Origin of the sequence: Pseudomonas sp. PSKL.D1 (assembly GCF_028898945.1) — a bacterium.
Taxonomy (GTDB): domain Bacteria; phylum Pseudomonadota; class Gammaproteobacteria; order Pseudomonadales; family Pseudomonadaceae; genus Aquipseudomonas.
The window spans coordinates 2,060,285-2,086,006 of sequence record NZ_CP118607.1; the positions used below are offsets into that span (position 1 = coordinate 2,060,285).

26 protein-coding genes are annotated in these 25,722 nt (G+C 63.7%); 9 read left to right on the top strand and 17 right to left on the bottom strand.

The features are described 5' to 3' along the window. Nucleotides 1–41: 41 nt before the first annotated feature. The gene (locus PVV54_RS09130) at nucleotides 42–230 is read left to right on the top strand and encodes a hypothetical protein (protein WP_274909607.1); all 189 of its coding nucleotides are present in this window, start codon (nucleotides 42–44) and stop codon (nucleotides 228–230) included. A 4-nt stretch (nucleotides 231–234) separates the two neighbouring features. Here the strand turns inward: PVV54_RS09130 and PVV54_RS09135 are convergent, their stop codons facing one another. The 3 genes from PVV54_RS09135 to nhaR all read right to left on the bottom strand — a co-directional run bounded on the left by PVV54_RS09135 (nucleotide 235) and on the right by nhaR (nucleotide 3,157). Continuing rightward, nucleotides 235–882 carry a YceH family protein gene (locus PVV54_RS09135; RefSeq protein WP_274909608.1) on the bottom strand — a complete coding sequence of 216 codons (648 nt, stop codon included), beginning with the start codon at nucleotides 880–882 and terminating at the stop codon, nucleotides 235–237. A gap of 87 nt (nucleotides 883–969) precedes the next feature. Continuing rightward, nucleotides 970–2,181: a serine/threonine transporter SstT gene (gene sstT, locus PVV54_RS09140; protein WP_274909609.1), complete on the bottom strand. Its 1,212-nt coding sequence runs from the start codon at nucleotides 2,179–2,181 to the stop codon at nucleotides 970–972. Nucleotides 2,182–2,263: 82 nt separating this feature from the next. After that, a complete protein-coding gene (nhaR, locus tag PVV54_RS09145; RefSeq protein WP_274909610.1) occupies nucleotides 2,264–3,157 on the bottom strand; it encodes a transcriptional activator NhaR in 894 nt (297 codons plus the stop codon). Between the two features lie 135 nt (nucleotides 3,158–3,292). On the opposite strand from nhaR, the gene PVV54_RS09150 reads away from it, so the two are divergent. Beyond that, complete coding sequence (locus PVV54_RS09150) at nucleotides 3,293–3,532, top strand: hypothetical protein (protein WP_274909611.1); 240 nt, start codon at nucleotides 3,293–3,295, stop codon at nucleotides 3,530–3,532. A 25-nt stretch (nucleotides 3,533–3,557) separates the two neighbouring features. Then, the gene (locus PVV54_RS09155) at nucleotides 3,558–4,310 is read left to right on the top strand and encodes a TerC family protein (RefSeq protein ID WP_274909612.1); all 753 of its coding nucleotides are present in this window, start codon (nucleotides 3,558–3,560) and stop codon (nucleotides 4,308–4,310) included. Between the two features lie 57 nt (nucleotides 4,311–4,367). Here PVV54_RS09155 and PVV54_RS09160 read toward each other — a convergent pair whose 3' ends face one another. Next, nucleotides 4,368–4,544, bottom strand: a complete 177-nt coding sequence (locus PVV54_RS09160) for a hypothetical protein (RefSeq protein ID WP_274909613.1) — start codon at nucleotides 4,542–4,544, stop codon at nucleotides 4,368–4,370. Nucleotides 4,545–4,699: 155 nt separating this feature from the next. Between PVV54_RS09160 and PVV54_RS09165 the strand changes: the two genes are divergently transcribed. Next, nucleotides 4,700–5,443, top strand: coding sequence for a peptidase C39 family protein (locus PVV54_RS09165; protein WP_274909614.1), 744 nt, complete (start codon nucleotides 4,700–4,702; stop codon nucleotides 5,441–5,443). A gap of 22 nt (nucleotides 5,444–5,465) precedes the next feature. On the opposite strand, the gene PVV54_RS09170 is transcribed toward PVV54_RS09165, so the two are convergent. Beyond that, nucleotides 5,466–6,017, bottom strand: a complete 552-nt coding sequence (locus PVV54_RS09170; protein WP_274909615.1) for a lipocalin family protein — start codon at nucleotides 6,015–6,017, stop codon at nucleotides 5,466–5,468. Between the two features lie 308 nt (nucleotides 6,018–6,325). On the opposite strand from PVV54_RS09170, the gene PVV54_RS09175 reads away from it, so the two are divergent. Together PVV54_RS09175 and nudC are read left to right on the top strand one after the other, a co-directional pair. Beyond that, nucleotides 6,326–7,138, top strand: coding sequence for a crotonase/enoyl-CoA hydratase family protein (locus tag PVV54_RS09175; RefSeq protein WP_274909616.1), 813 nt, complete (start codon nucleotides 6,326–6,328; stop codon nucleotides 7,136–7,138). Between the two features lie 35 nt (nucleotides 7,139–7,173). Further along, the gene (nudC, locus tag PVV54_RS09180; RefSeq protein ID WP_274909617.1) at nucleotides 7,174–8,004 is read left to right on the top strand and encodes an NAD(+) diphosphatase; all 831 of its coding nucleotides are present in this window, start codon (nucleotides 7,174–7,176) and stop codon (nucleotides 8,002–8,004) included. On the opposite strand, the gene PVV54_RS09185 is transcribed toward nudC, so the two are convergent. From PVV54_RS09185 to PVV54_RS09200, 4 genes are all read right to left on the bottom strand, one after another. Then, the gene (locus PVV54_RS09185) at nucleotides 7,972–8,751 is read right to left on the bottom strand and encodes a TSUP family transporter (protein WP_274909618.1); all 780 of its coding nucleotides are present in this window, start codon (nucleotides 8,749–8,751) and stop codon (nucleotides 7,972–7,974) included. The genes nudC and PVV54_RS09185 overlap by 33 nt on opposite strands. Nucleotides 8,752–8,800: 49 nt before the next feature. Beyond that, on the bottom strand, nucleotides 8,801–10,147 hold the full coding sequence (locus PVV54_RS09190; protein WP_274909619.1) for a glutamine synthetase family protein: 1,347 nt from the start codon (nucleotides 10,145–10,147) through the stop codon (nucleotides 8,801–8,803). Nucleotides 10,148–10,233: 86 nt separating this feature from the next. Continuing rightward, entirely contained in the window at nucleotides 10,234–10,785 is a 552-nt protein-coding gene (locus tag PVV54_RS09195; RefSeq protein WP_274909620.1) for a helix-turn-helix domain-containing protein, read from the bottom strand. Further along, on the bottom strand, nucleotides 10,778–12,067 hold the full coding sequence (locus PVV54_RS09200; RefSeq protein WP_274909621.1) for an NAD(P)/FAD-dependent oxidoreductase: 1,290 nt from the start codon (nucleotides 12,065–12,067) through the stop codon (nucleotides 10,778–10,780). The genes PVV54_RS09195 and PVV54_RS09200 overlap by 8 nt, the downstream gene beginning before the upstream one ends. Before the next feature lie 135 nt (nucleotides 12,068–12,202). Between PVV54_RS09200 and PVV54_RS09205 the strand changes: the two genes are divergently transcribed. From PVV54_RS09205 to PVV54_RS09215, 3 genes are all read left to right on the top strand, one after another. Continuing rightward, nucleotides 12,203–13,090 (top strand): LysR substrate-binding domain-containing protein, encoded by an 888-nt coding sequence (locus PVV54_RS09205; RefSeq protein ID WP_274909622.1) that lies wholly within the window; start codon nucleotides 12,203–12,205, stop codon nucleotides 13,088–13,090. A gap of 93 nt (nucleotides 13,091–13,183) precedes the next feature. Continuing rightward, nucleotides 13,184–14,293, top strand: a complete 1,110-nt coding sequence (gene aguA, locus PVV54_RS09210) for an agmatine deiminase (protein WP_274909623.1) — start codon at nucleotides 13,184–13,186, stop codon at nucleotides 14,291–14,293. Further along, nucleotides 14,293–15,387: an extracellular solute-binding protein gene (locus PVV54_RS09215; protein ID WP_274909624.1), complete on the top strand. Its 1,095-nt coding sequence runs from the start codon at nucleotides 14,293–14,295 to the stop codon at nucleotides 15,385–15,387. The genes aguA and PVV54_RS09215 overlap by 1 nt, the downstream gene beginning before the upstream one ends. Before the next feature lie 46 nt (nucleotides 15,388–15,433). On the opposite strand, the gene PVV54_RS09220 is transcribed toward PVV54_RS09215, so the two are convergent. From PVV54_RS09220 to PVV54_RS09255, 8 genes are all read right to left on the bottom strand, one after another. Next, nucleotides 15,434–17,377: a DNA topoisomerase III gene (locus tag PVV54_RS09220; RefSeq protein ID WP_274909625.1), complete on the bottom strand. Its 1,944-nt coding sequence runs from the start codon at nucleotides 17,375–17,377 to the stop codon at nucleotides 15,434–15,436. A gap of 185 nt (nucleotides 17,378–17,562) precedes the next feature. After that, a complete protein-coding gene (locus tag PVV54_RS09225) occupies nucleotides 17,563–17,991 on the bottom strand; it encodes a GNAT family N-acetyltransferase (protein WP_274909626.1) in 429 nt (142 codons plus the stop codon). Then, nucleotides 17,984–19,150 carry a ribosomal protein uL16 3-hydroxylase gene (locus PVV54_RS09230; protein WP_274909627.1) on the bottom strand — a complete coding sequence of 389 codons (1,167 nt, stop codon included), beginning with the start codon at nucleotides 19,148–19,150 and terminating at the stop codon, nucleotides 17,984–17,986. The genes PVV54_RS09225 and PVV54_RS09230 overlap by 8 nt, the downstream gene beginning before the upstream one ends. A gap of 81 nt (nucleotides 19,151–19,231) precedes the next feature. Further along, nucleotides 19,232–20,602 carry an adenylosuccinate lyase gene (purB, locus tag PVV54_RS09235; RefSeq protein WP_274909628.1) on the bottom strand — a complete coding sequence of 457 codons (1,371 nt, stop codon included), beginning with the start codon at nucleotides 20,600–20,602 and terminating at the stop codon, nucleotides 19,232–19,234. A gap of 128 nt (nucleotides 20,603–20,730) precedes the next feature. Then, entirely contained in the window at nucleotides 20,731–21,357 is a 627-nt protein-coding gene (gene hflD, locus PVV54_RS09240; RefSeq protein WP_274909629.1) for a high frequency lysogenization protein HflD, read from the bottom strand. Beyond that, complete coding sequence (gene mnmA, locus PVV54_RS09245; protein ID WP_274909630.1) at nucleotides 21,354–22,478, bottom strand: tRNA 2-thiouridine(34) synthase MnmA; 1,125 nt, start codon at nucleotides 22,476–22,478, stop codon at nucleotides 21,354–21,356. The genes hflD and mnmA overlap by 4 nt, the downstream gene beginning before the upstream one ends. Nucleotides 22,479–22,536: 58 nt before the next feature. After that, nucleotides 22,537–22,977: an NUDIX hydrolase gene (locus PVV54_RS09250; RefSeq protein ID WP_274909631.1), complete on the bottom strand. Its 441-nt coding sequence runs from the start codon at nucleotides 22,975–22,977 to the stop codon at nucleotides 22,537–22,539. Nucleotides 22,978–23,195: 218 nt separating this feature from the next. Beyond that, nucleotides 23,196–25,421 (bottom strand): NADP-dependent isocitrate dehydrogenase, encoded by a 2,226-nt coding sequence (locus PVV54_RS09255; RefSeq protein ID WP_274909632.1) that lies wholly within the window; start codon nucleotides 25,419–25,421, stop codon nucleotides 23,196–23,198. Nucleotides 25,422–25,722 lie beyond the last annotated feature (301 nt).

The following is a 25,722-nucleotide window of genomic DNA, read 5'->3' on the forward strand; positions in this document are numbered from 1 at the left end:
AGGTGTCTATCATTACGGCAGACACCTTCAGGAGCTTCAACATGACCCTGATCAGCCGCGAACCCTGGTGGCTAGTCCCCCCAAAGCCCGGGCAAACAGAGCAGGACCTGCACTGGGGCTACCTCGAAATTTACAAAGACGGCCGCACCGTATTCGTCGACCAGCGCCCCAGTGACCGGGAGCTGGCCGAGCGCAAGAGCTGCCGCAACTTCCCCGAAGCCGACCCGTGAGCGGTCAGCCCTCCAGTTCCGCCAGGCGCGCTTCAAGCGCTGCGATCCGGGCCTCCAGCGCTTCGATGCGCTCTTCCGATACATTTGTGCTACCGCTGCGTGTGCCGCCGTCCTGCTGGCGCGCCGCCAGAATGGCTTCGATCTCCGCCGGGTCGCCGAGGGCGTGGGTGTAGCGGTCTTCACGCTGCCCGGCCTGGCGCGGCAAGTGCAGGGCCAGGTCACGCGAGATCAGGCGTTCAAGCTGGTGCTGAATCTGCTCGGTGTCATCAAAATCGTGCAGGCGGTTGCTGCGTGTGAGCAGCTCGTTGAGGGTTTGTGGCCCGCGCAGGAACATCAAGCCCATCAACACCAGCTGCGCCGGCACCAGTTCCAGGGCTTTGTCCACCCGCTGCTCCCAGCGGTCGGCGCGGCTGCCCATTTGCAGGCGGGTCATGTTCTGGCTTTCCAGCGCGCGCAGCGCTTGGCCCACCTGGCCTTGGGTCAGGTTCATCACCGGTTCACGGCTGGTTTTCTGGTTGCAGGCCAGCAGCAGGGCGTTGAGGGTCAGCGGGTAGCTTTCCGGGCTGGTGGCCTGCTTCTCGATCAGCGCGCCAAGGATGCGGATTTCGATGCTGCTGAAGCGACCTTCGCCCGGGGTTTCGTAGTCTGACATGGCCCTGTCTCATTGCGAGGAAAAGGCCATTAGCGTAGGTAATGCCGGCGAGTAAGGCAATTGGGGCCGCAACGCGGCCCCACAATCTCAAACGCTGCGCCGCTCCTCAGCCTGGCACGCCGCCGCCGTGAACAGCACATCGGTCGACGAATTCAACGCCGTCTCCGCCGAGTCCTGCAGCACCCCAATGATGAAGCCTACGGCCACTACCTGCATGGCAATCTCGCTGGGGATACCAAACAGGCTGCACGCCAGCGGAATCAACAACAGCGAACCGCCCGCCACACCGGAAGCGCCGCACGCGCACACCGCCGCCACCACGCTCAGCAGCACCGCCGTAGGCAGGTCGACCGGAATGCCCAGGGTGTGCACCGCCGCCAGGGTCAGCACGGTAATGGTGATGGCCGCACCGGCCATGTTGATGGTGGCACCCAGTGGGATCGACACCGAGTAGGTGTCTTCATGCAGCCCCAGGCGCTCCGACAGCGCCAGGTTGACCGGGATGTTGGCCGCCGAGCTACGGGTGAAGAATGCGGTGATGCCGCTTTCACGCAGGCACAGCAGGGTCAGCGGGTAGGGGTTGCGGCGGATTTTCCAGAACACGATCAACGGGTTCATCACCAGCGCCACGAACAGCATGCAGCCAATCAGCACCGCCAGCAGGTGCAGGTAGCCGAGCAGGGCGCTCAGGCCGGACTGGGCCAGGGTAGCGCTGACCAGGCCAAAGATGCCCAGTGGCGCAAAGCGGATGACCACCCGCACGATCAGGGTTACGCCGTTGGACAGGTCTTCGACCACGCCACGGGTGGTATCACTGGCATGGCGCAGCGCCACACCCAGGCCGATGGCCCAGGTCAGCACGCCAATGAAGTTGGCGTTGAGCAGCGCATTGACCGGGTTGTCGACAGCGCTTAGCAGCAGGTTTTGCAAGACTTCGGAAATGCCGCCAGGGGCGCTAAGCGCGGCATCACTGGTGCTCAACGCCAACTGCGACGGAAACAGCATGCTCGCCACCACTGCAACCACCGCCGCTGCAAAGGTGCCGAGCAGGTAAAGCCACAGGATCGGGCGAATGTGGGTTTCCTGCCCATGACGGTGGTTGGCAATCGAGGCCATCACCAGGATGAACACCAGCACCGGCGCCACGGCCTTCAGCGCACTGACGAAGACCTTGCCGAGGAAGGCCAGATCCAGGGCGATGGCTGGCGCGATCAGGGCCAGGGCGATACCGGCAACCAGCCCGATGACGATCTGGGTCACCAGGCTGAGGCGGTTGATCAGGCGAAGAACAGGGGTCATCTGCAGCAACATCTCGTTATTGTGAAAGGGCGCGACTTTACCATAGACGGCCCCCCACCCGCGTCGGCCCGGTTGCCGCAGCTTACCAGTGGAACAGTTCGCGCCGGGCGCCCTCGGTGATGGCCACGATGCCCGGATGCTTGACCTTGCGCTCCACCGAAATGGCGTAAAACGACTCCTGCACGGCCTCGGTCTGCCCGATCAAGGTAACGCCATACTGGCGGCACACTTCATCGGCAATCACGCTGGGTGCAACGAAGATGCCGCTGCCCGACTGGCCGAACGCCTGCATCAAGGCACTGTCATCGAACTCGCCGATGATCCGCGGCTGCACCTGCTGCTCGCCCAGCCAGCGCAGCAGGCGGCTGCGTACCACGGTTTCCTGGCCCGGGATCAGTAGCGGCGCATCGTGCAGGCAGGCGGGGAAGCTGCCCGCGTGTTGCCCCGCGAGCGCGGCGGTGGCGAAAAAGCTCAGGCCGCACTCGCCCAGCTTTTGGCTGTAGCCCTTGATGTCCAGGTGGCTGGGCATCGGGCTGTCGGAAATAACCAGGTCCAGACGCTGGATCGCCAGGTCTGCCAACAGGCGCTCGAGCTTGTCCTCTCGGCAATTGATGCGCAGCACGTTGTCCAGCTCCATGGTCGGCGCCAGCAGGCGATAGACGATGGATTTGGGCACCACATCCGCAACGCCTACGCGGAACAGGATCTGCTCCTGCGGGCCGGCACGCAGCAGGGCTTCCAGTTCACTGCCAATCTGAAACATCTGCTCGGCATACACCAGTGTGTGCCGCCCCGTCTCGGTCAGCTCCAGCTGGCGGCCCACGCGTTGGAACAGCTCCAGGCCATAGGTTTGCTCCAGCAGGCTGATCTGCCCGCTGATGGTTTGCGGGGTCAAGTTCAGTTGCTCGCTGGCGCGGGCGATGCTGCCGGTCTTGGCCACGACCCAGAAGTAGTGCAACTGGCGGTAGTTGAGCATTGCAGCTTTACTCAGTTCGTAAAAAGCGAAGTATAACCGCTGAAAATACGAATTTTCCGGATGTGTCGGCGTCTTTAGAATGCGGCTCTATCAGGCGCGGTGCGCGCCGCCGGGATATCGACAAGCGAGGACCCCATGCTGCAACTCAAATCCATTGGCACCCCTCTGGTGCTGGCACTGGCCCTGTTCAGCCTGGCCGGCTGCGATCAGGCCGAAAAGTCCGCCCAGAAAATGCTCGATCAGGCGGCCGAATCGGCCAAAGAGGCGATCGACGATACCAACAAGGCGGCTCAGCAAGCATTGAGTGACGCCATTGGCATCGAGGGCGAAAAAGCCAAGGACGCCGAACAGAAAGACAAAACCCAGGACATCTGACCCAGAACCGCCGCAGGATTGAAAAATGGAATATTTGCTGGAACTCGCCGCAAGCCCCACCGCCTGGGTAGCCTTGGCCACCCTGGTGGCCATGGAAGTCGTACTGGGCATCGATAACCTGATCTTCATCTCGATCCTGACCAACAAGCTGCCAGTGGAGTACCGCTCCAAGGCCCGCCGCATTGGTATCAGCATGGCGCTGATCATGCGCCTGGCACTGCTGAGCACCGTGGCCTGGATCGTGCAGCTGACCGACCCGGTATTCGAAGTGTTCGGCAATGCGTTCTCCTGGAAGGACGTGATCCTGATCGCCGGTGGCCTGTTCCTGCTGTGGAAGGCAACCAAGGAAATTCACGAAAACGTCGACCCGCACGGTGCCAAGGAAGAAGCCAAGGTTTCGTCCACGGTCACCCTGGGCTTCGCTGCCGCGATCTTCCAGATTCTGCTGCTCGACATCGTGTTCTCGGTTGATAGCATCATCACCGCCGTGGGCATGACCGAGCACCTGCCGATCATGATCATTGCCGTGATCACTGCCGTGATCGTGATGATGGTGGCCGCCGACCCGCTGGCCAACTTCATCAACGACAACCCGACAGTAGTCATGCTGGCCTTGGGCTTCCTGATCATGATCGGCATGACCCTGATTGCCGAAGGCTTCGGCGCCCATGTACCGAAAGGTTACGTGTATGCGGCGATGGCGTTCTCGACGGTGATCGAGATCCTCAACATCCTGGCTCGCCGGGCGCGCATCAAGCGTGAGGCCGCTGAAGGCTGATGCGGTAAAAGAAGCGGTAAAAAAAGAGTGGGGCGCTATGCGCCCCATTTCATTTGGCTAGTGCGCCCCGGCATGCCGCCGTGCCCTGCGCACCGGCTGTTTGGCTTGCCCCTGAGCGGGCAGGTGATGGTGGTGCGAATGGCGCCGCACGATACGCAGAACACCCCACAGCATGGCGGCAGCGACGCTAAGCCACATACCTACCAGCATGAGGATTGCCATAGTCAGGCTCATGGTGCCTCCTTCTCTGCGGCCAACCCAAGGTTTGCCCTACAGACACTGCTTTAGTCTAGCTCCCCGCCCGTGACGTTCCATTGACCGAAGGTCTATTGCTTGTGCCGATTGGTTCCAAGCCTGCGCCGGGCTATACCCGCGCGCTCAGGCGCCCTATGATCGTTGCCCAGAGCCGGGCGCTGCCTGCCTGGCGTTGGAACAAGCGAGTGACCAAGGTGCAAGACTCCCTCAAGTGGTGGGCCAAGGGCCCACGTCGGCTGCTGGCGGCCTGCCTGATGGCCGCAACCCTGGCGGGCTGCGCGGGCACCCCGCCGGCCACGCTCAAAGGCCTGCCGCAGCGGGTCGAGATCAGCAGCGTGCCGTTCTACCGCGGCAATGCCAACCACAGCGGTGCCATGGCCCTGGCGGCCTTGCTGACGCAACAGGGCGCGCCGATCACCCCAGGGTTGCTGGACAAACCGTTAGGCCTGCCTGAAAAGGCCGAGGCGCTGGGTACCAGCATCCCGCGTGTGGCACGGGACTATGGCATGGTCGTGTACCCGCTGGAAAAACAACTGGATGCGCTGCTCACCCAGGTGGCCGCAGGCAACCCGGTGCTGCTGCGCTATGAGGAAGGCTCGGCCTGGTGGAGCGAACCGCGTTATGCCGTGTTGGTCGGCTACGACCGTTACAAGCAGCGGGTGCTGCTGCGTTCGGGGATGCAGCGGCGGCAGATGATGGCCTTTGACGACTTTACCTCGGCATGGGCGAAGGAGGGGAATTGGGCGGTGCTGGTGCAACCGCCACGGCAACTGCCTGCCCAGGTGGACCGGCAGCGCTGGCTGCAGGCGGCGGATGAGTTGGCCCGGGCGGGGCAGGAAGTCGCCGCGAAGCAGGCGGTGAATAGCCTGGGGCGGTGATCGCCCCGCGGCAGGCCAGCCGTTAATCGCCGCCGCGCCAGATCAGCTTGCTGGTGTCATAGCCCTGCTGGCGGGCCACCGCCAGCAGGTGCTCGCGCGTTTGGTCGGTCACCGCCGGCGTGCGCGACAGCAACCACAGGTATTCCCGGTTCGGGTGCCCCACCAGCGCCACGCGGTAGTCCTTGTCGTGGTACAGCACCCAGTAGTCACCTTTGGTAAGGTCCGGTGCCAACCGGCTGAACCAGTTGTCAAAGCGTACCCAAAGCTTGTCGGTCTTGCCCGGCTGCTGCGGCTCGGCAACGCCTTTGGCCTCGTTCCACTGGCCGTCCTTCTCCTTGCAGCGGTTGGTCACGTCGATACGTCCGTCTTCGCGCAGGCCGTAGTGCGCCTCGGACTGCACGCAGTTGCGCTGGAAAAACATTGGCAGCCGTGCCAATTCGTACCAGGTGCCCTGATAGCGTTGCAGGTCGACCTGCTGTGTGGTGGGCGGGGTGCGGTGGTCGTCGCTTGCGCCCGCGCAACCCAACAAGGCCAGGGTCAAGCAGGAAAACACCAGCGCTTTGCGCATCGGCATGGCAAACCTCCTGGAAAGGGAAAGGTGCTTACCTGAGATTCGATGCGGCAGTGGTGCAAAAGTTGTATTTGCATGGTTTGAGTGATGCGGAGCGCCGCTCGCGGATAAATCCGCTCCTACAGGTATTGCGTCGTTTTTGTAGGAGCGGATTTATCCGCGATGCGCCGCGTGAGCGGCGCTCAATCTCACAGGCGCAGAATACCCCATGACATACCCCCCAACCCCAGTCCCGCTTTTGGCACAAGCACCGCCATGCCCCTGGGTTACCATCCCAACCTGTGAACCTTTTCTCCACAGGAGTACCGCCCGTGACCGAGTACAGCGCATTCAAGGTTGAACTGACCGATAACATCGCCCATGTGCAGATCAACCGCCCGGAAAAGATCAACGCCATGAATGCCGCCTTCTGGGAGGAAATCGTCGATATCTTCCAGTGGGTCGACGACACCGATGCCGTACGTGCCGTGGTCATCAGTGGCGCGGGCAAGCATTTCTCTTCCGGCATCGACCTGATGATGCTCGCCTCGCTGGCCGGGCAGATGGGTAAGGACGTGGGCCGCAATGCCCGCCTGCTGCGCCGTACCATCCTGCGCCTGCAGGCGTCGTTCAACGCCGTGGACAACTGCCGCAAGCCAGTGCTGGCGGCCATTCAGGGCTACTGCATCGGCGGTGCCATCGACCTGGTCTCGGCCTGCGACATGCGCTACTGCAGCCGTGACGCGCAGTTTTCGATCAAGGAAATCGACATGGGCATGGCCGCCGATGTCGGCACCTTGCAACGTTTGCCACGTATCATCGGCGACGGCATGATGCGCGAGCTGGCCTTCACCGGGCGCAATGTCGAGGCCGACGAGGCGCTGCGCATCGGGCTGGTCAACCGGGTCTATGATGATCAGGCCGCATTGCTCGACGGGGTCTTTGCCATCGCCCGCGAGATTGCCGCAAAATCGCCCATTGCCGTAGCCGGCACCAAGGAAATGCTCAGCTACATGCGTGACCATCGCATCGACGATGGCCTGGAATACATTGCCACCTGGAACGCCGCGATGCTGCAGTCCGAAGACCTGCGCGTGGCTGTGGCGGCACACATGAGCAAACAGAAACCGACGTTCGCCGACTGACAGGCTCGGGGGACGCGCCGTACAGGAACCCCGACATGTCAGCGCGCTGGACTACCGCAGTACTCGACCCACAACTGACCGGGGGGCTGGCAGTGGCCCGCAGCCCGGAAGGTTTTCTGGTGGACGCCAACGGCGCGCTGTTCCCCCGAGAGTGGCTCAAGCGCCAGGACCTGGACGTGCTGGCCGAACACGGCATCGGCCACTTCGATGGCGAGCCGGTGTTCCTGCTGGAGCTGCGCAGTGCGGCCGATTTGCCGGGCTGCAACTGGCGCGGCCTGCGCACCTTCATGCTTGAGGGCGATTTCGATACCTACAAAGTGCTGGGCTACGCCGCGCAAATCGGCACCTGGGCGCGTGAGCACCGTTTCTGTGGCAGCTGCGGCCAGCCGATGGCGCAAATCCGCTGGGAGCGGGCAATGTATTGCCAGCCGTGCGACCTGCGCAGTTACCCGCGCATCTCGCCCAGCATGATCGTGCTGGTCACCCGCGGTGACGAGATCCTGCTGGCGCGCTCACCCCGTTTCGTGACCGGGGTGTACAGCACCCTGGCAGGTTTTGCCGAGCCGGGTGAGTCCGCCGAAGATTGCCTGGTGCGCGAAGTGCGCGAAGAGGTGGCGGTGGAGGTGCAGAACATCCAGTACATCGGCAGCCAGTGCTGGCCGTTTCCACATTCGATGATGCTGGGTTTCCATGCCGAATACGCGGGGGGCGAGATCGTGATGCAACCGGACGAAATCGAAGACGCCAAGTGGTTCAACGTGCACGACCTGCCGCCACTGCCGGCCGGGCGGTCCATCGCCCGGTACCTGATCGACCTGTATGTTGCGCGCAGGTTAGGGTTGGCCGAACCAGTGCTGCCACGCTAAACGCACGGTCAGTGCCAGCACCACGGTAATGAACACCGGGCGGATGAACTTGCTGCCACCGCTGATTGCCGTGCGTGCACCGAAAAAGGCACCCACCATCACCGACAGGCCCATGCACAGGCCAACGATGTAATCCACCTGCCCGGACAGGATGAACACCGTCAGCGCCGCGATGTTGCTGACGAAGTTCATGCTGCGTGCCACGCCGCTGGCGCGCACCAGGTCGATGGGGTAGAGCAGCAGCGTGCTCACGGTCCAGAACGCGCCGGTCCCGGGGCCGGCCACGCCATCGTAGAAGCCCAGTGTAAAGCCCTGCGGAAACTGCCACTTTTTCCTGATGGGCGCATCGGCGTCCAGCGGCGCCTTGGGCGTGCCGCCGAACAGCAGGTAGATGCCACAGGCGAACACGATGACCGGCAGCATCTTGTTCAGCCACTCGGCGGGCATGTAGTGGGCCACCACCGCGCCGACCGAAGCGCCCACCAGGGTGCTGAGCAAGGCCGGGCGCCACTGCGCCGGGTGGAACAGTTTGCGCCGGTAGTAGGTGATGCTGGCCGTGGCTGCGCCAAAGGTGGAACTGAGCTTGTTGGTGCCCAGCACCAGGTGCGGAGGCATGCCGGCGGTCAGCAGCGCCGGGGTGGTAAGCAGGCCGCCACCGCCGGCGATGGCATCGATGAAACCGGCGACGAAGGCGACCAGCACCAGGATCAGCAGGGTCAAGGGTTCTACGGTGAGTTCGAAGGGCATGGGGTTTCAGGCTGGCAGGAAAGGGCGCTATGGTAAGCCCGCGCAGTCATTACAGGAACCACCGATATTCTCGCGCACTGACTTCCTGCATGAATGCAAGGTGATCCTGGCGTTTGTTCTCGCAATACACCTTCACGAACTCCGGCCCCAGGCTCTCGTTCACCGCTGGGTGCCCGCGCATGGCCGCCACTGCAGTCAGCATGTCCTTGGGGAAATCGACCCCGCTGTCGCGGTTGTCATTCAGCGGCGCAATCGGCTCCTGCCCTGCATCCAGCCCATGCTCCATCCCGCACAGGATCGCCGCCAGCACCAGGTACGGGTTGGCATCGGCCCCGGCCAGGCGGTGCTCGATGCGCAGGTTGCGCGTATCCGATTCGGGTATGCGAATGCAGGCGTCCCGGTCCTCGAAGCCCCAGCTCGCCCGGCTGGCGGCATTGACCATGGCGCCATAACGGCGAAACGCGTTGTGGTTGGCGGCAAACACCGGCATGCAGTGCGGCAACAGGGCCAGGCAACCCGCCACGGCATGGCGAAGCGGGCGTTGCCCGTTACTGGCCAGCACGTTGTTGCCGGCCTGGTCGTACAGGCTCACATGCACATGCATGCCGCTGCCCGGCGCTTGCAGGTAAGGCTTGCTCATGAACGATGCGCGCAGCCCGTGCTTGAGTGCCACCCCGCGCGTGCTGCGGCAGAACAGGGCTGCCCAGTCCGCGGCGCGCAGGCCGTCTTCGCAGTGGCCGAAGTTGATCTCGAACTGCCCCGGCCCCAGTTCGGCGGTGATGACGTTGGCGTCGACACCTTGGGCGTTGGCTGTTTCGACCATGTCCCGCAGCACGTCACTGAACCGCGACAGCCGTTCGATGTGCATGTTGGGCTGGTCGTCGGGGTCGTCGCTGAACGGGTCGCGGGGGAACTGCGGTTGGCCATGCTTGAGTGCACGGTCGAACAGGTAGAACTCCAGTTCGAAGGCCACCACCGGGCGGATGCCCTTGCTGGCCAGGCGTTGCAGCACACGGGCCAGTACTTCCCGGGGTTCGAACTCGATGGGCGCGGCGGTGCCATCGGAGCTGATCAGCATTTGCCCCAGCGGTTCGCGTTCCCAGCTGACCGGCTTGAGCGTGCCCGGGATCAGGCGGCGCAGGGCATCCGGGTCGCCGTCGTTGAAGCAGTAGTCGCCGATCGGGAACAGCCCGCCTTGCACGCCTAGCAGCACGCAGTTCTGCGGCAGTTTGAGCGGGCTGCCAGCGGCGACTTTTTCCAGCATGTCGATAGGGTAGCGCTTGCCGTAGAAGTGCCCGGGGATGTCCAGGCTGAGCAGGTCGACATAGCGCACATCGGGGTAGCGGGCGCGGAAGGTGCGCACTTCGTTGAGCAGGTCGGCGGATGGCGTGGTCATGCTGCGTTCCTTGGGGTTGGCACCGGCTGCGCCGGTGATCGCGGCTGAAGCCGCTCCTACAGGGGGAGTGTTTGGCGTGTGAGCTGTCATCTGAAGACCCACAGCACGCGGGTCGGTTGGCCGGTCAGGTTGGCGTAGCGAAAACGCCGGTTCGGCGGCAGCTGGAAGCTGTCATTGGCACGCAGGGTTACCGCGTCCTCGCTGCCATCCAGCCATAGGGTGAGCTCACCTTCGAGCACGAACCCCCCCTGTTCGGAGCTGTCGTTCAGGTGCCCCTCGCCACTGCTGGCACCCGGCGCAAGGTGGCTTTCGAGCATGGCAAAGCCGCCGTTCAGGGTCGGGGAGACAAGCACGTCGCTGATGCCTTCGGCGTAATAGATCGTGCGCCGCTCACCGGGCCGGGTGACCCAGTCCAGTTCGCGGGGCTGGCTGGCCTGATAAAAGTAGGTGGTGGGCACCCGCAAGGCTTCGCTGATGGCCGTCAGGTCAGCCACGGTGGGCTGCGACAGGCCGCGCTCGACCTGGGACAGAAAGCCCAGCGAGCGCTTCACCTTGCCGGCCAGTTCGTCGAGGGTAAGCCCACGGTGCTTGCGCAGGTCACGGATCAGCAGGGCCAGGGCCTGGGCGTCTTCACACATGGTCGCGCATCCTGTACCAGGCCTTGGCTGCCGCTTCCAGCGGGGCTGCCAGCAAGTCGCCGCCGGGGAAGCGGCCGTTGTCGATGCCTTGATAAAGTGCCAGCAGGTCGTCGTTGCCCAGGATCGCATCGCTCACGGCGCGGGCGGCGGCCAAGGTTGGCAGCACCCCGTGGCCGGAGAAGCCCTGCAGCCAGTAACAATCGCCGTCACGGCCAATGTCCGGCGTACGCCGGGTGCTGCAGTCGATGTGGCCACCCCAGGCATATTCGATGGCTACCCCGGCCAGTTGTGGGAATACCTGTTCCAGGTAAGGCCGGGTGGCGCTGGCCACGTCCTTGGGGATGCCGCCCAGGTAAGTGCAGCCGCCGCCAAACAACAGGCGGTGGTCCGGCGTGAGGCGGAAGTAGTCGGGCACGAACTGGTTGTCGATTACGCAGCTGTTGCGCGGCAGCAGGGTGCGCGCGAGCTCGACGTCCAGTGGCGCGGTGGCCACCTGGTAAGACCCAACGGGCAGCAGCCGGCTGGAGAGGCGGCGGTCGAGCCGGTCGATGTAGGCATTGCAGGCCAGAACGAGCAGGCTGCTGCGCACCTCGCCGTGCGCGGTGCGTGCCACGAAGCCATTAGGGGCCTGCAGGTAATTGAGCACCTGGCTTTGCTCGAAAATCTGCCCGCCCGCGGCCTCCACGGTGGCGGCCAGGCCTTGGGCCAGTTTCAGCGGGTTGAGGTGCGCGCCTTTGGCGTCAAACAGTGCCGCCTGGTAACGCGGGCTGTCGATCCATTGCGGCAACTCGTCGCGGCCGATCAGCCGCAGGGCGTCGTAGCCCCATTTTTGCTGGGCATCGTGCAGGGCCTCTTCGAGCATTTTTACCCGGCGCGGCAGCACGGCGGTCCACAGGCTGCCCAAGCGGTAATCGATGTCGAAGCCGTGGCGCCGGGGCAGGTCGCGCAGTTCGTCGGCGGCCCAGCACATGCTGGCCCACAGGCGCCGGGTGCGCTCCACTCCCAGGGATTTCTCCAGGGGCGGCATGTCGCATGACCAGCCCAACAGCGCCTGGCCGCCGTTGCGCCCGGACGCGGCCCAGGCCACGCGGCTGGCCTCCAGCAGGGTCACGCGTTTGCCGGCCACGGCCAGGCGCAGTGCGGTGTGCAGGCCGCTGAAACCAGCGCCGATGATCAGCACATCGGTGTCGTGGGCACCTTGCAGCGTGGGGCGCAATGGGATTGTGGCGGGGTAGGTCTGGGCGTAGTAGCTGGCGACGTGCTGGGCGGATTGCTTGAACATGCCAATGCCTCGTGAAATTTATTGTGATTATTTTCATGAAAATTTAGCAGGTAATTTTCATTGCGCCAGGTCGTTCGTCTTTCCTGTGGCGTGAGTTGTATGATCCGGGGGCCGATGCCCCGACAGGAAAACTCGATGCGCCGCCTGCCTTCCCTGACCGCCCTGCGCACCTTCGAATGCGCCGCCCGCCATGGCCACTTCGGCCGCGCCGCCGCCGAGCTTTGTGTCACTGACAGTGCCGTGAGCCATCAAATACGCCAACTTGAGGAGCAACTTGGCGTCACGCTGTTCGAGCGTGTCGGCCGCCAGGTTCGCCCCAGCGCAGAAGCTGAACGCCTGCTGCACCACCTGCAGCAAGCCTTCGAACTGATCGGCAAAGCCTGTGACGAGTTGCGTGACCCGGCCTCCCAGGCCGTATTGCGCGTTGCCGTCACCGCGGAGCTTGCGCAAAAGTGGCTGGTGGCACGGCTGGCCGACTTCAGCAGCCGCTACCCGCACATCACCCTGCATCTGCACGAACAGCCAATCAATGCCGGCGCCCCGGCGCTGGACATCGACCTGGCCATCACCTACGGCACCAGCGCACTGGACGCCAGCACGCACTTCGTGCGCCCACTGCCGCTGTTGCAGTTCTTCCCGGTGTGCAGCCCGGGCCTGTTCAACCAGGGCAGCCTCAAGCGCCCGCGTGACCTGGTGCGCCACTGCCTGCTGCATGACGATCAGGACGGCCGCACCTGGACAACCTGGCTGGCCACCCATGCCGAAGACGCACTCCCCACGCGCCAACTGTATTTCCCCCATGCCGCCCTGGCACTTGAGGCCGCCGCGCTGGGGCAGGGTGTGGCCATGGGCGACAACCTGACCTGCCAGGCCGACCTGCAAAGTGGTCGCCTTGTGAGGCCTTTCGCTGCCAGCGTGACCGCCCAAGGGCAGTACGCGTTGGTGTGCGAGCGCCTGCGCCTGGAGCGTGTGGCCGTCGCCGAATTCATCGAATGGTTCATCGAACAGTTGGGTGATAGCTGAATTCAGTTCAACTATCGCTGAGTTTTCATCGTTGGAAGCCAGCCGCGGGCGGGCGTAGCGTGCAGTCATCACTCCCTGACACGAGGTTGACCCATGGCACGTTCGCTTACCACTACTCCAAAGGCCGATGGTTTCCGCCTGCCCGGCGAATTCGAGCGCAAGGCTGGTTGCTGGCTTGGCTGGCCGGAGCGCCCGGATGTGTGGCGCAACGGCGCCAAGCCTGCGCAGAAGGTCTGGGTCGACATCGTCACGGCCATCGCGTCAAGCGAGCCGGTCACCGTCTGCGCTTCGGCAGCCCAGTACGCCAATGCCCGGCGCCTGCTACCGCCTCACGTACGGGTGGTGGAAATGACCTGCAACGACACGTGGTTCCGTGACAGCGGAGCCTGCTTCGTGGTCAACGACAGCAGTGGCGAAGTGCGGGGCGTGGACTTCGAGTTCAATGCCTATGGTGGCCTGGACGGCGGCCTGTATTACCCGTGGGACAAGGATGACCAGATTGCCCAGAAAATACTCGAGATCGAAGGGCTGGACCGCTACCGTGCGCCGCTGATCGCCGAACTGGGCGGCATTCAGAGCGATGGCCAGGGCACCTTGCTGACCACCGAACAATGCCTGCTCAACCGCAACCGCAATGCCCACCTGGGTAAGGCCGAGGTGACACGTCGGCTGGAGGATTACCTGGGCGCGGACCAGGTAGTCTGGCTGCCGCGCGGCTGCAAGTTCGATGAAACTGACGGCCACATCGACGACCTGGCCTGCTTCGTACGGCCCGGTGAAGTGGTGCTGCAATGGACCGACAACCGCGACGACCCGCAATGGGAGATCTACCAGGAAGCCTACGACATCCTGCGCGGCACCCGCGATGCCCAGGGCCGTGAACTCAAGGTGCACAAACTGCCGCAGCCCGACGTGTTGCAGTGGACGGCCGAAGAGGCCGCCGGGCTCGACCAGGTGGAGGGCACGCACCTGCGCGAAGCGGGCACCCGTATCTGTGCTTCCTACATCAACTATTACGCCGGCAACACGGCCATCGTCGTGCCACTGTTCGGCGACCGAAACGACAGCATCGCCCAGGCGACCTTGGCCGAACTGTTCCCTGGGCAGCGCATCATCGGCATTGAGAACTCTCGCGAAATCCTGCTGGGCGGTGGCAATGTCGCCTGCATCACCATGCCGCAATATGCCGGAGGTCGCCGCTGATGAACCGTTTCCTGCTGGCCGCTGCTGCCTTGGGCTGCGCTGTGTCGGTGGCCCAGGCAGCCGACGCACCACAGCCCACCGTCAACCTGTACATCTGGGGCGAATACCTGGCCCCGGACACCTTGAGCAACTTCGAAAAAGAAACCGGTATCCGCGTGGTCGCCGACCACTTTGACTCGCTGGAAACCGCCGAGACCAAACTGCTCACCGGGGGCAGCGGTTACGATGTGGTGCTCAGCGCCGGCCAGCATGTGAGCCGGGCAATCGCCAGTGGCGCGCTGCAGCCGCTGGACAAGGCTCGGGTGCCGCACCTGGCGGGCGTTGGCGAAGAGTTTCGCCAGCACATGGCGCTGTTCGACCCGGGCAACCGCTATGCGGGCACCTACGCCTGGGGCACGACCGGTGTGGGCTACCAGCAACAGGCGGTAGCCACCCGGATGGGCGATGCGCCGCTGGACAGCTGGGCGATGCTGTTCGACCCGCAGGTGGTGTCGAAATTCGCCGATTGCGGGGTGAGCCTGCTCAACGACCCCAACGAAGTGTTCGCTGCAGTGATGCGTTACATGGGGTTGGATATCAACCAGCAGCGTATTGAAGACTTGAAGGCGGCCGAGGCGCAGTTGCGCAAGATCCGCCCTTACATTCGCTACTTCGACAATGACCGCAACATCAATGACCTGGCCAATGGCGAAACCTGTGTGGCCATGTCGTGGAACGGCAACGTGGCCATCGCCCAGGCCCAGGCGCAGCAAGCGGGCAAGGCGTTCAAGCTGGATTACAGCATTCCCAGGGAAGGAACGTTGATTTGGCTGGATGCATTGGTTGTACCCAAGGATGCACCACACCCCGAAGCAGCCTGGCTACTGGTGGACTACCTGATGCGACCCGAGGTGATAGCGCCGATCACCGACAGTATCCACTACGCCAATGCCATCACGGCGGCGGATGGGCTGGTGGATACGGCGATCCGCAACGCGCCGGGGACGTATCCGCCGGCTGACGTGCGAGCGCGGCTGTATGGGAAAAATGACAATGGCAAGGCGTTCAACCGGGAGTTGACCCGGGCGTTCAGCCGTTTGAAGAGTGGGACCTGATTTGTAGTGCCTGTACCGGCCTCATCGCGGCGGTACAGGTAACCTTTCAACTTGAAGCTTTACGCCGTGGCTGCCTCGGTTTTTTGGGGGCTGCCTTGCCCTTTTCGGTACTACGCCGCTTCTTCTTCCAAGGCGCCGCCTTGCCCACCGCAGGCCCACTGATAGCCAGGCGCATGCCACTGCAACGCTCCACCAGCTTGCCCATCCACGCCGACTGCCGGGCAACGAACTCCTCCAGGCTCATTTCCCCGCTCTGCACCATGTCCAGCGCCTGCTCCCAGATCGCCGTGGTGCCTGGGTCGGCGATGGCGCGGGGCACAGCATCGATCAGGCTGAAGGCGGCGGGAGTGGCTGACAGCGCCTTGCCGTTTTTCACCAGATACCCGCGGTCCAGCAAGCCCTGAATGATGCTGGCGCGGGTGGCCTCGGTGCCAATGCCGGTGGTTTCCTTGAGCTTCTGTTTGAGGCGTGGGTCATCCACCAGTTTGGCGACGTTCTTCATTGCCTTGATCAAGTCGCCTTCGGTGAACGGTTTGGGCGGTTGGGTCCACAGGTCTTTCAACTGCAGGCCCTTTACCATGCAATGCTGGCCCTCGTGCAATGAGGGCAACACCTGTGCCGGTGGCGCTTCGCGGCCTTTGGCAGGCGTCAGGGCCTCGGGCAGGGCACGGCGCCAGCCGGGTTCGACGATCTGCTTGCCGACGGCGCGCAAGGCATGCCCGGCGCAGTCGAACTCGGCCTGGGTGCGGTCGTATTCGTGGTTGGGCAGGAACTGCGCCAGGTAGCGCGCGCGGATCAGCGTGTACACGGCCTTGTGCTTGGCCGGCAGCCGCGCAGGGTCGCTGGCGGCGGCGGTAGGGATGATGCCGTGGTGGGCGCTGACTTTGGCATCGTTCCAGGCGCGCGAGCGGCGTTGCGGTTCAAGGTAGGGTTGCAGAGGCGCCAGGCTGGCATCGGCGCGTTGCAGGGCCGCGAGGATGGCAGGTGCTTCGCCGTGCTGGCTTTGCGGCAGGTAGCCGCAGTCACTGCGTGGGTAGGTGATCAGTTTGTGGGTTTCGTACAGCGCCTGGGCAATGTCGAGGGTTTCCTGGGCACCGAGGCCGAATTTTTTCGAGCACAGTTCCTGCAGGGTACCGAGGTCGAAGGGCAGGGGCGCTGCTTCGCGCACGCGTTCGGTGGCCACTTTCAGCACTTGCGCGGTGCCCGCATTGCCCATGTCGGCAGCGGCCTGCCGCGCCAGGGCTTGATTCAGGCAACGGCCTTGGTCGTCGCAGGTGTCTTCCGGTGCGCGCCATTGGGCATTGAAGGCCTGGCCTGCGTGCTCAAGCTGTACGTCAATGGCCCAGAACGGTACCGGCACGAAATCGGCAATGCTGCGGTCGCGGTCCACCACCAGGCGCAAGGTCGGGGTTTGCACGCGGCCCACTGGCAGCACGCCTTGGTAGCCAGACTGGCGGCCCAGCAGGGTGAACAGCCGGCTCATGTTCATGCCGATCAGCCAATCGGCCCGTGACCGGCCCAGCGCCGAGTGATACAGGGTGAATGTCTGCTGGCCGGGCAGCAGGCGTGCCAGGGCCTTGCGGATTGAAGCGTCGTCCAGCGCCGACAACCACAAGCGCTGGATCGGCCCGCGGTAGCGGCAATGCTCGACCAGTTCGCGGGCGATCATCTCGCCTTCGCGGTCGGCGTCGGTGGCGATCACCAGCTCCCGTGCCTCGCCAAGCAAGCGTTTGACGGCCTTGAACTGGCTGGCGGTCTTGGGTTTGACCAGCATCTTCCATTTATCGGGGATGATCGGCAGGTCGGCGAGGTTCCAGCGTTTGTAGCGCGCGTCGTAGCTGTCGGGCGGGGCGGTTTCGAGCAGGTGGCCGATGCACCAGGTCACGCATACGTCTGTGCCTTGCCAGCAGCCGTCGCCCTTGCGGGTGGCGCCTAGTACCTTGGCGATGTCTTTGGCCTGGGAAGGTTTTTCGCAGAGGAACAGGCGCATGGCCGGAAACGCTTTATCGGGAAAGATGGGTCATAGGATGCGCAAGCGGGGGCGCAGAGGCAAGTTTTATCTGGATGGATGTACAGGTTTTGTGAGAGTGGGTGTTGCAGGCCTGGCCTGATCGCGGATAAATACGCTCCTACAAGGACCGTGTAGGAGCGGATTTATCCGCGATGGGCCAGCAATCAGGCGCGCGAGTCGCGCACCATCTCCACGTGCGGAATGCCGGCTTCGAGGAATTCCTCGCTGACCACCCGGAAGCCCAGCCGCTCATAGAACGGCGTGGCGTGCACCTGGGCGCTGAGCATTTGCTGCTTCAGGTCGCGGTTCTGCGCTTCGGCAATTACCGCCTGCATCAGCGCGTCGCCCACTTTCAGCCCGCGCCAGTCCTTGAGCACCGAGATACGGCCAATGGTGCCATCGGCCAGCAGGCGGGCGGTACCGATGGGGTAATCACCTTCAAGGGCCAAAAAATGCACGGCGCCCTGGTCTTCGGAGTCAAACTCAAGCTCAGGCGGAATATGCTGCTCGGCCACGAACACGGCGGTGCGGATGCGGTGGATATCGGCGTTGTCTTTGTGCCAGTCGGCCAGGCGAACGCGGATCTTATTCATTGGCAAACCCCAGGCTTCCTTGTTTGACCAGTTGCTGTACCAGCATAAGGCCATCTTCGTCCTGCAACCACGGCTCAAGGTTTTCAATATGTAAGGCGTCGGCCGAGCACACCAGCTTCAGCAGCTCGCGCAGTTTGGCCGGCAGTGGGCAGCTGCGGCCGCTGGCGAACAGCATCAGGTCGTCACCCAGCTCCGACCAGGCCATGCGCGCGCTCGGGTTGCGGATGAGGATGGCGCCGTCTTCCAGGGCTTCGACGAGCTCTTCTTCGTCCAGCTCTTCGCCCACGACTTGCTCCGGGTAGCGTGGTTCGGTCATGAACTGGCCGAACCAGGTCAGCAGCAGGTCCTTGTCGCCCATGTGCTTGTCCATCAGCGCCTTGAGGCGATCCAGGGCGTCGTGCTGGATCTGGTGCGGGTCGCTGGCCGGCTGGGCGTCGGCGTCGCTGTAGCGCTCTTCGTCCGGCAGGAACTGGCCGAGGAAGTCGGTGAAGTGGGTGAGTACTTCAGCGGCGCTTGGGGCGCGGAAGCCGACCGAGTAGGTCAGGCAGTCGTCCACGGCCACGCCGTAGTGGGCCAGGCGCGGTGGCAGGTAGAGCATGTCGCCCGGCTCAAGGGTCCATTCTTCGCTCTGCTCGAACTCGGCAAGGATGCGCAGGTCGGCGTGGGGCAGCAGCGGGCTTTCGTTGCTGCACATCTGGCCAAGCTTCCAGTTGCGCTTGCCGTGGCCCTGAAGCAGGAACACGTCGTAGTTGTCGAAGTGCGGGCCGACGCTGCCACCGGGGGCGGCGAAGCTGATCATCACGTCATCGATACGCCAGCTAGGCAGGAAGCGGAAGTGCTCTAGCAGCTCGGCCACTTCCGGGACGAACTGGTCAACGGCCTGCACCAGCAGGGTCCAGTCCTTTTCCGGCAGGTCGGCGAAGGTGTCTTCCTCGAACGGGCCGCGGCGCAGTTCCCATGGGTGGGCGCCGTGCTCCAGTACGATGCGCGACTCGATTTCCTCTTCCAGGGCCAGGCCGGCCAGCTCGTCGGGGTCGATCGGGCTTTCGAAGTCCGGGAATGCCTGGCGCACCAGCAGCGGTTTCTTCTGCCAGTAGTCGCGCATGAATTCGCGGGCCGAGATGCCGCCGAGCAGCTGCAGTGGAGTATCAGGATTCATGTTCAACCTATTGAAAAAACGTAATTTTCGTCCGGGAATAAAAACGCCCGGCCAGGCCGGGCGTTGTACGCGACGGTCAGCTTAGATGCGTTTGGCCTGGGCTGCCGCGTTACCAATGTAGGTAGCGGGGGTGAGCAGCTTGAGCTCGGCCTTGGCGTCGGCTGGCATGTCCAGGCCGTCGATGAAGGTCAGCAGCGCTTCAGGGGTGATGCCCTTGCCACGGGTCAGCTCTTTGAGCTTCTCGTAGGGGTTCTCGATGTTGAAGCGGCGCATCACGGTCTGGATCGGCTCGGCAAGTACTTCCCAGCAGGCGTCCAGGTCGGCGGCGATGCGGGCTTCGTTGACTTCGAGCTTGCCGATGCCCTTCAGGCTGGCTTCGTAGGCGATGACGCTGTGGGCAAAGCCCACGCCCAGGTTGCGCAGCACGGTGGAGTCGGTCAGGTCACGCTGCCACCGCGAGATCGGCAGCTTGCTGGCCAGGTGCTGGAACAGCGCGTTGGCGATGCCCAGGTTGCCTTCGGAGTTTTCGAAGTCGATCGGGTTGACCTTGTGCGGCATGGTCGACGAGCCGATTTCGCCGGCAACGGTCTTCTGTTTGAAGTAGCCCAGCGAGATGTAGCCCCACACATCGCGGTCGAAGTCGATCAGGATGGTGTTGAAACGGGCGATGGCGTCGAACAGCTCGGCGATGTAGTCGTGCGGCTCGATCTGGGTGGTGTACGGGTTGAACTGCAGGCCCAGTTCGTCTTCGATGAAGGCGCGGGCGTTCTGCTCCCAGTCGATCTGCGAGTAGGCCGACAAGTGGGCGTTGTAGTTGCCCACGGCGCCGTTGATCTTGCCCAGCAGCGGCACGGCAGCCACTTGAGCGATCTGGCGCTCCAGGCGGTACACGACGTTGGCCAGCTCTTTGCCCAGGGTGGTCGGCGAAGCCGGTTGGCCGTGGGTGCGCGACAGCATTGGCACGTCGGCGTGGGCATGGGCCAGGGCGCGGATGGCGTCGGCGATCTGGCGCATCAGCGGCAGCAGCACGTCGTCACGGCCGGCGCGCAGCATCAGGGCGTGGGACAGGTTGTTGATGTCCTCGCTGGTGCAGGCGAAGTGGATGAATTCGCTGACCTTGGCCAGCTCAGGCAGCTGGGCGGCCTGCTCCTTGAGGAGGTATTCGATCGCCTTGACGTCATGGTTGGTGGTGCGCTCGATTTCTTTCACGCGTTCGGCGTGTTCAAGCTTGAAGTCGGTGGCCAGGTTGTCCAGCAGGGCATTGGCTTCGGCGGAGAACGCCGGCACTTCGCCGATCTGCGGGTGGGCGGCCAGGCGCTGGAGCCAGCGTACTTCGACCAGGGCGCGGAAACGGATCAGGCCGAATTCGCTGAAAATGGGGCGCAAGGCCTGGGTTTTGCCGGCGTAACGGCCGTCTACAGGGGAAACCGCAGTGAGCGAAGAAAGCTGCATGGGGTGTTCTCGGACAGTCAGGCTTTTGGAAGGGCGCATATCATACATGAAATTTGCTTGTGGGAGCGGCCTTGCGTCGCGAAAGGCCGCTCCCACAGGCCGCTCCTGCACAGAGCAACGTGCGCTTGTCAGCTTGGCGCGCGCATCATGTCGTACAGCTCGTTCAGCAGTTTGCGGCGGCTGAACACCAATTGCCAGCGGTGACCGCCCAACTGGCGCCACAGGCGCGCGGCGCGGATACCGGACAGCAACAGGGCGCGAATTTTCGAGGCATTGTTGGGTTGCTGCAGGAAACGCATGTCGCCATGCACCTGAATGCGCTGGCGCAGGGTGCTCAGGGTGTCCTGGTACAAGGCGCCACTGGAAGCGATGACGTTTTCGTGTACCAGGCCGAAATGCTCGGCCTGGGACTGGATTTGCGGCAGGCGGTTGCCGATGGTGTCGAGCAGGTCGCCGCGTTTGTTCAGCTGGCGCTCCAGGCCCAGCATCGACAGGGCATAGCGCAGAGGCTCGCGCTGCAGGCTGCTGGGGTCGCGCTCGAGGGCGCCGACCAGCGCCCGGTAGCCGTCGCGCAGGTTGAGGTCGTCGCCACCGAACACTTCCAGGGTGTTTTTGGGGTCGCGCACCAGCAGGCTGCCCAGCATGCAGCCGATGTTGGCCTCGCTGGCCTGGCCGGTGCGGGCAATGCGGTCGACCAGCACGGCGGCCTGGAACACGCCGCCCAGGGCAATCAGTTGCTCCTGAAGGTTGCTCATGCGCGTGGGCTCCACGGCTCGGCGGTCTCGATCACGCCGCCGCCCAGGCACACTTCGCCGTCATAGAACACCACCGACTGGCCCGGGGTCACGGCGCGCTGCGGTTCGTCGAACACGGCGCGGTAGCCGGTTGCGGTGCGCTCCAGCGTGCAGCGCTGGTCGCCCTGGCGGTAGCGCACCTTGGCGGTGAGTGGGCGTGGGCTGCTCAAATCGATGGGGTTGACCCAGAAAATCTCCGAAGCGAGCAGGGCGCGGGAGAACAACCACGGGTGTTCGTTGCCCTGGCCGACCACCAGCACGTTGCGGGTCAGGTCTTTGTGCAGCACGTACCACGGCTCGTCGCCGGCGTCTTTGAGGCCGCCGATGCCCAGGCCCTGGCGCTGGCCGATGGTGTGGTACATCAGGCCATGGTGGCGGCCGATCACTTCACCTTCGGTGGTTTCGATATTGCCTGGCTGGGCCGGCAGGTATTGCTTGAGGAAGTCGCTGAAGCGGCGCTCGCCAATGAAGCAGATGCCGGTGGAATCTTTCTTCTTGGCGGTAGCCAGGCCGTGTTTTTCGGCGATGGCGCGCACCTCGGGCTTTTCCAGCTCGCCAACCGGGAACAGGGTGCGGGCGATTTCCTTGCCGCCCACGGCGTGCAGGAAGTAGCTCTGGTCCTTGTTCGGGTCCAGGCCCTTGAGCAGTTCGGTGAGCGCGCCGGTGTCGCGGCGGCGCACGTAGTGGCCGGTGGCGATCAGGTCGGCGCCCAGCGACAGGGCATAGTCCAGGAAGGCCTTGAACTTGATCTCGCGGTTGCAGAGGATGTCCGGGTTGGGCGTGCGGCCGGCCTTGTACTCTTCAAGGAAATGCTCGAACACGTTGTCCCAGTACTCGGCGGCGAAGTTGGCGGTGTGCAGCTTGATGCCAATGCGGTCGCACACGGCCTGGGCGTCGGCCAGGTCTTCACGGGCGGTGCAGTATTCGGTGCCGTCGTCTTCTTCCCAGTTCTTCATGAACAGCCCTTCCACCTGGTAGCCCTGCTCCATGAGCAGAAGGGCGGAGACGGAAGAGTCCACGCCGCCGGACATGCCGACGATGACGCGGGTCTTGGCGGGGTCTTTGAGTGCTGGGCTGGTCATGGGTACCGGTGTGTATCAAGGGGAAAAACGCCGATTCTATCAAAGCCGGGGCTGCGCGTCAGTCGCGCAGCAGGGCCAGGCTGTGCAACGGGCCTTCGAGGTAGTCGTCCAGGCAGCGTGGTACCAGCTCGCTGCGCCAGCGTTCGGGGGTTGCCAGCAGTTCGTCGCGGGTCAGCCACACGGCGCGCACGATGTCGCTGTCCAGCGCCAGGTCGGCGTGGTGGCGCACCGGGCGGGCGGCAAAGCAGATGCGCTGGTAGGTTACGCCGTTGCTGGGGGCGGTGTAGAGGTAGATGCCGACCACGCCGGTGAGCTCGACTTCCCAGGCGGTTTCTTCAAGGGTTTCGCGCAGGGCGGCCTGGGCCAGGGTCTCGTTGGGCTCGAGGTGGCCGGCGGGTTGGTTGAAGACGTGCTGGTTGGCTTTGAATTCTTCGACGAACAGGAATTTGCCGTCGTGTTCGACGATGGTGGCGACGGTGATGTGGGGTTGCCAGGTCATGGGTTTTTCCTACTGTTGGCGAGGGCCTTGTGGGAGCGGCCTTGTGTCGCGAAAGGGCTGCGCAGCGACCCCGGCAATCTGTGCATGGGCTGAGATTTTGGGGCTGCTGCGCAGCCCTTTCGCGACACAAGGCCGCTCCCACAAGGCCCGCGTCTTTCCTGCAGAAAACACAAACCCCGGTGCGTGGCCGGGGTTTGTGCTGTTACTTCAAGCGAACCTTACAGGGCGGCAATGGCGCTGTTCAGGGTCTGGCTTGGGCGCATCACCTTGGCGGTCAGCTCGGCATCCGGGGCGTAGTAGCCACCGATGTCGGCCGGCTTGCCCTGAACGGCGTTGAGCTCGGCGACGATGGTCTCCTCGTTCTCGGTCAGGGTCTTGGCCAGTGGGGCGAAGCGCGCCTGCAGGGCGGCGTCGTCGCTCTGGGCAGCCAGTGCCTGGGCCCAGTACAGGGTCAGGTAGAAGTGGCTGCCGCGGTTGTCGATACCGCCGACTTTGCGCGAAGGCGACTTGTTGGTGTCGAGGAACTTGCCGGTGGCCTGGTCCAGGGTGTTGGCCAGCACTTTGGCACGCGGGTTGTCGTAGGTGTTGCCCAGGTGCTCCAGGGAAGCGGCCAGGGCCAGGAATTCACCCAGCGAGTCCCAACGCAGGAAGTTCTCTTCAACCAGCTGCTGCACGTGCTTCGGTGCCGAACCGCCAGCGCCGGTTTCGAACAGGCCACCGCCGTTCATCAGCGGCACGATCGACAGCATCTTGGCGCTGGTGCCCAGCTCCATGATCGGGAACAGGTCGGTCAGGTAGTCGCGCAGCACGTTGCCGGTCACCGAGATGGTGTCCTTGCCTTCGCGGATGCGGGCCAGGGAGAACTTGATGGCCTCGACCGGTGCCAGGACGCGGATGTCCAGGCCAGCGGTGTCGTGGTCCTTCAGGTACTTCTGCACTTTTTCGATCATCACGCCGTCGTGGGCGCGAGCCGGGTCCAGCCAGAACACCGCCGGGGTGTTGCTCAGGCGGGCACGGTTGACGGCCAGCTTGACCCAGTCCTGGATCGGCGCGTCTTTGGTCTGGCACATGCGGAAGATGTCACCGGCTTCGACGTTCTGCTCCAGAACGACCTTGCCCTTGCTGTCGACCACGCGCACGACGCCATCGGCCTTGACCTGGAAGGTCTTGTCGTGGGAGCCGTACTCTTCGGCTTTTTGCGCCATCAGGCCAACGTTCGGCACGCTGCCCATGGTGGTCGGGTCGAAGGCGCCATTGGCTTTGCAGTCTTCGATGGTGGCCTGGTAGATACCGGCGTAGCAGCGGTCCGGGATGATCGCTTTGGCGTCCTGCAGTTCACCGGCGGTGTTCCACATTTTGCCCGAGTCACGGATCATGGCCGGCATCGAGGCGTCGACGATGACGTCGCTCGGCACGTGCAGGTTGGTGATGCCTTTGTCGGAGTTGACCATGGCCAGGGCCGGGCGCTCAGCGTACAGGGCCTGGATGTCGGCTTCGATCTCGGCCTGCTTGTCGGCTGGCAGGTCCTTGATGCGGGCGTACAGGTCGCCGATGCCGTTGTTGGCGTTGAAGCCCACGTCAGCCAGGGCGGCCGAGTGCTTGGCCAGAACATCGCCGTAGAATTCTTCGACGATGACGCCGAACATGATCGGGTCGGACACCTTCATCATGGTGGCTTTCAGGTGCACCGACAGCAGCACGCCGGAGGCCTTGGCATCGGCGATCTGCTCGGCGATGAAGGCTTTCAGGGCCTTGCGGCTCATGGTGGCGCAGTCGATGACTTCGGCGGCCTTGACGGCGGTTTTTTCTTTCAGGACGGTGGTGGTGCCGTCTTTGCCGACCAGCTCGATGCGCAGGCTGTCGTCAGCCTCGATCAGGGCGGCTTTTTCGCTGCCGTAGAAGTCGCCGTTGCTCATGTGGGCAACGTGCGACTGGGAGTCGGCGGCCCAGGCGCCCATTTTGTGCGGGTGCTTGCGGGCGTAATTCTTGACCGACAGCGGCGCGCGGCGGTCAGAGTTGCCTTCACGCAGTACCGGGTTCACGGCGCTGCCCTTGATGCGGTCGTAGCGGGCGCGGGAGTCTTTTTCTTCGGCGGTGGCCGGCTCGTCGGCGTAGTCCGGGATGTTGAAGCCTTTGGCTTGCAGTTCCTTGATCGCGGCCTTCAGCTGCGGGACCGATGCGCTGATGTTAGGCAGCTTGATGATGTTGGCTTCAGGGGTGGTGGCCAGCTGGCCCAGTTCCGCCAGGTGATCGCCTACCTGTTTCTCGGTGCCCAGTTGCTCCGGGAAGGCTGCAAGGATACGGCCCGCCAGGGAGATGTCGCGGGTTTCTACGGCGATGTCAGCCGAAGCGGTGAACGCTTCGATGATCGGCAGCAGCGAGTAGGTGGCGAGGGCAGGGGCTTCGTCGGTGAAGGTATAGATGATCTTGGAACGGGTGGGCATGCGGGTTAACTCTCTATGTGCTGAGCGTACTCGAGTCTCGAGGTGCGCAGGGTAGGCGCTTCGCCCTGGCGACGCCATGAGCGGATAGTCGAGAGGCTGCGAGCGGTGATGGTGGATGCATCAGTCGAGCGTCAAGTGCTGGGCTGCGGTAACAACCCAGGCTGTCTGGCCATTCCTGGCCGAGGGCGAGCCGCATTTTCCAAGGGTTCGCCCCGATGACCCTTCGGTCGCGGCGCAGTATATCAAACCAATCGGGCTATTCAGCAAGGCGAAGTGACATCGGCGCCATTTATAAGACCAA

What these genes read in the sequence shown, in the direction of transcription:
- PVV54_RS09170 (WP_274909615.1), bottom strand. Translation starts at nt 6,017, where the DNA reads ATGCCGATGCGCAAAGCGCTGGTGTTTTCCTGCTTGACCCTGGCCTTG.
- PVV54_RS09230 (WP_274909627.1), bottom strand. Translation starts at nt 19,150, where the DNA reads ATGAATCCTGATACTCCACTGCAGCTGCTCGGCGGCATCTCGGCCCGC.
- mnmA (WP_274909630.1), bottom strand. Translation starts at nt 22,478, where the DNA reads ATGACCAGCCCAGCACTCAAAGACCCCGCCAAGACCCGCGTCATCGTC.
- purB (WP_274909628.1), bottom strand. Translation starts at nt 20,602, where the DNA reads ATGCAGCTTTCTTCGCTCACTGCGGTTTCCCCTGTAGACGGCCGTTAC.
- nhaR (WP_274909610.1), bottom strand. Translation starts at nt 3,157, where the DNA reads ATGCTCAACTACCGCCAGTTGCACTACTTCTGGGTCGTGGCCAAGACC.
- PVV54_RS09255 (WP_274909632.1), bottom strand. Translation starts at nt 25,421, where the DNA reads ATGCCCACCCGTTCCAAGATCATCTATACCTTCACCGACGAAGCCCCT.
- PVV54_RS09155 (WP_274909612.1), top strand. Translation starts at nt 3,558, where the DNA reads ATGGAATATTTGCTGGAACTCGCCGCAAGCCCCACCGCCTGGGTAGCC.
- PVV54_RS09150 (WP_274909611.1), top strand. Translation starts at nt 3,293, where the DNA reads ATGCTGCAACTCAAATCCATTGGCACCCCTCTGGTGCTGGCACTGGCC.
- PVV54_RS09130 (WP_274909607.1), top strand. Translation starts at nt 42, where the DNA reads ATGACCCTGATCAGCCGCGAACCCTGGTGGCTAGTCCCCCCAAAGCCC.
- PVV54_RS09225 (WP_274909626.1), bottom strand. Translation starts at nt 17,991, where the DNA reads ATGAATAAGATCCGCGTTCGCCTGGCCGACTGGCACAAAGACAACGCC.
- sstT (WP_274909609.1), bottom strand. Translation starts at nt 2,181, where the DNA reads ATGACCCCTGTTCTTCGCCTGATCAACCGCCTCAGCCTGGTGACCCAG.
- PVV54_RS09220 (WP_274909625.1), bottom strand. Translation starts at nt 17,377, where the DNA reads ATGCGCCTGTTCCTCTGCGAAAAACCTTCCCAGGCCAAAGACATCGCC.
- PVV54_RS09215 (WP_274909624.1), top strand. Translation starts at nt 14,293, where the DNA reads ATGAACCGTTTCCTGCTGGCCGCTGCTGCCTTGGGCTGCGCTGTGTCG.
- PVV54_RS09190 (WP_274909619.1), bottom strand. Translation starts at nt 10,147, where the DNA reads ATGACCACGCCATCCGCCGACCTGCTCAACGAAGTGCGCACCTTCCGC.
- nudC (WP_274909617.1), top strand. Translation starts at nt 7,174, where the DNA reads ATGTCAGCGCGCTGGACTACCGCAGTACTCGACCCACAACTGACCGGG.
- PVV54_RS09165 (WP_274909614.1), top strand. Translation starts at nt 4,700, where the DNA reads ATGATCGTTGCCCAGAGCCGGGCGCTGCCTGCCTGGCGTTGGAACAAG.
- aguA (WP_274909623.1), top strand. Translation starts at nt 13,184, where the DNA reads ATGGCACGTTCGCTTACCACTACTCCAAAGGCCGATGGTTTCCGCCTG.
- PVV54_RS09135 (WP_274909608.1), bottom strand. Translation starts at nt 882, where the DNA reads ATGTCAGACTACGAAACCCCGGGCGAAGGTCGCTTCAGCAGCATCGAA.
- PVV54_RS09185 (WP_274909618.1), bottom strand. Translation starts at nt 8,751, where the DNA reads ATGCCCTTCGAACTCACCGTAGAACCCTTGACCCTGCTGATCCTGGTG.
- PVV54_RS09160 (WP_274909613.1), bottom strand. Translation starts at nt 4,544, where the DNA reads ATGAGCCTGACTATGGCAATCCTCATGCTGGTAGGTATGTGGCTTAGC.
- PVV54_RS09205 (WP_274909622.1), top strand. Translation starts at nt 12,203, where the DNA reads ATGCGCCGCCTGCCTTCCCTGACCGCCCTGCGCACCTTCGAATGCGCC.
- hflD (WP_274909629.1), bottom strand. Translation starts at nt 21,357, where the DNA reads ATGAGCAACCTTCAGGAGCAACTGATTGCCCTGGGCGGCGTGTTCCAG.
- PVV54_RS09200 (WP_274909621.1), bottom strand. Translation starts at nt 12,067, where the DNA reads ATGTTCAAGCAATCCGCCCAGCACGTCGCCAGCTACTACGCCCAGACC.
- PVV54_RS09250 (WP_274909631.1), bottom strand. Translation starts at nt 22,977, where the DNA reads ATGACCTGGCAACCCCACATCACCGTCGCCACCATCGTCGAACACGAC.
- PVV54_RS09195 (WP_274909620.1), bottom strand. Translation starts at nt 10,785, where the DNA reads ATGTGTGAAGACGCCCAGGCCCTGGCCCTGCTGATCCGTGACCTGCGC.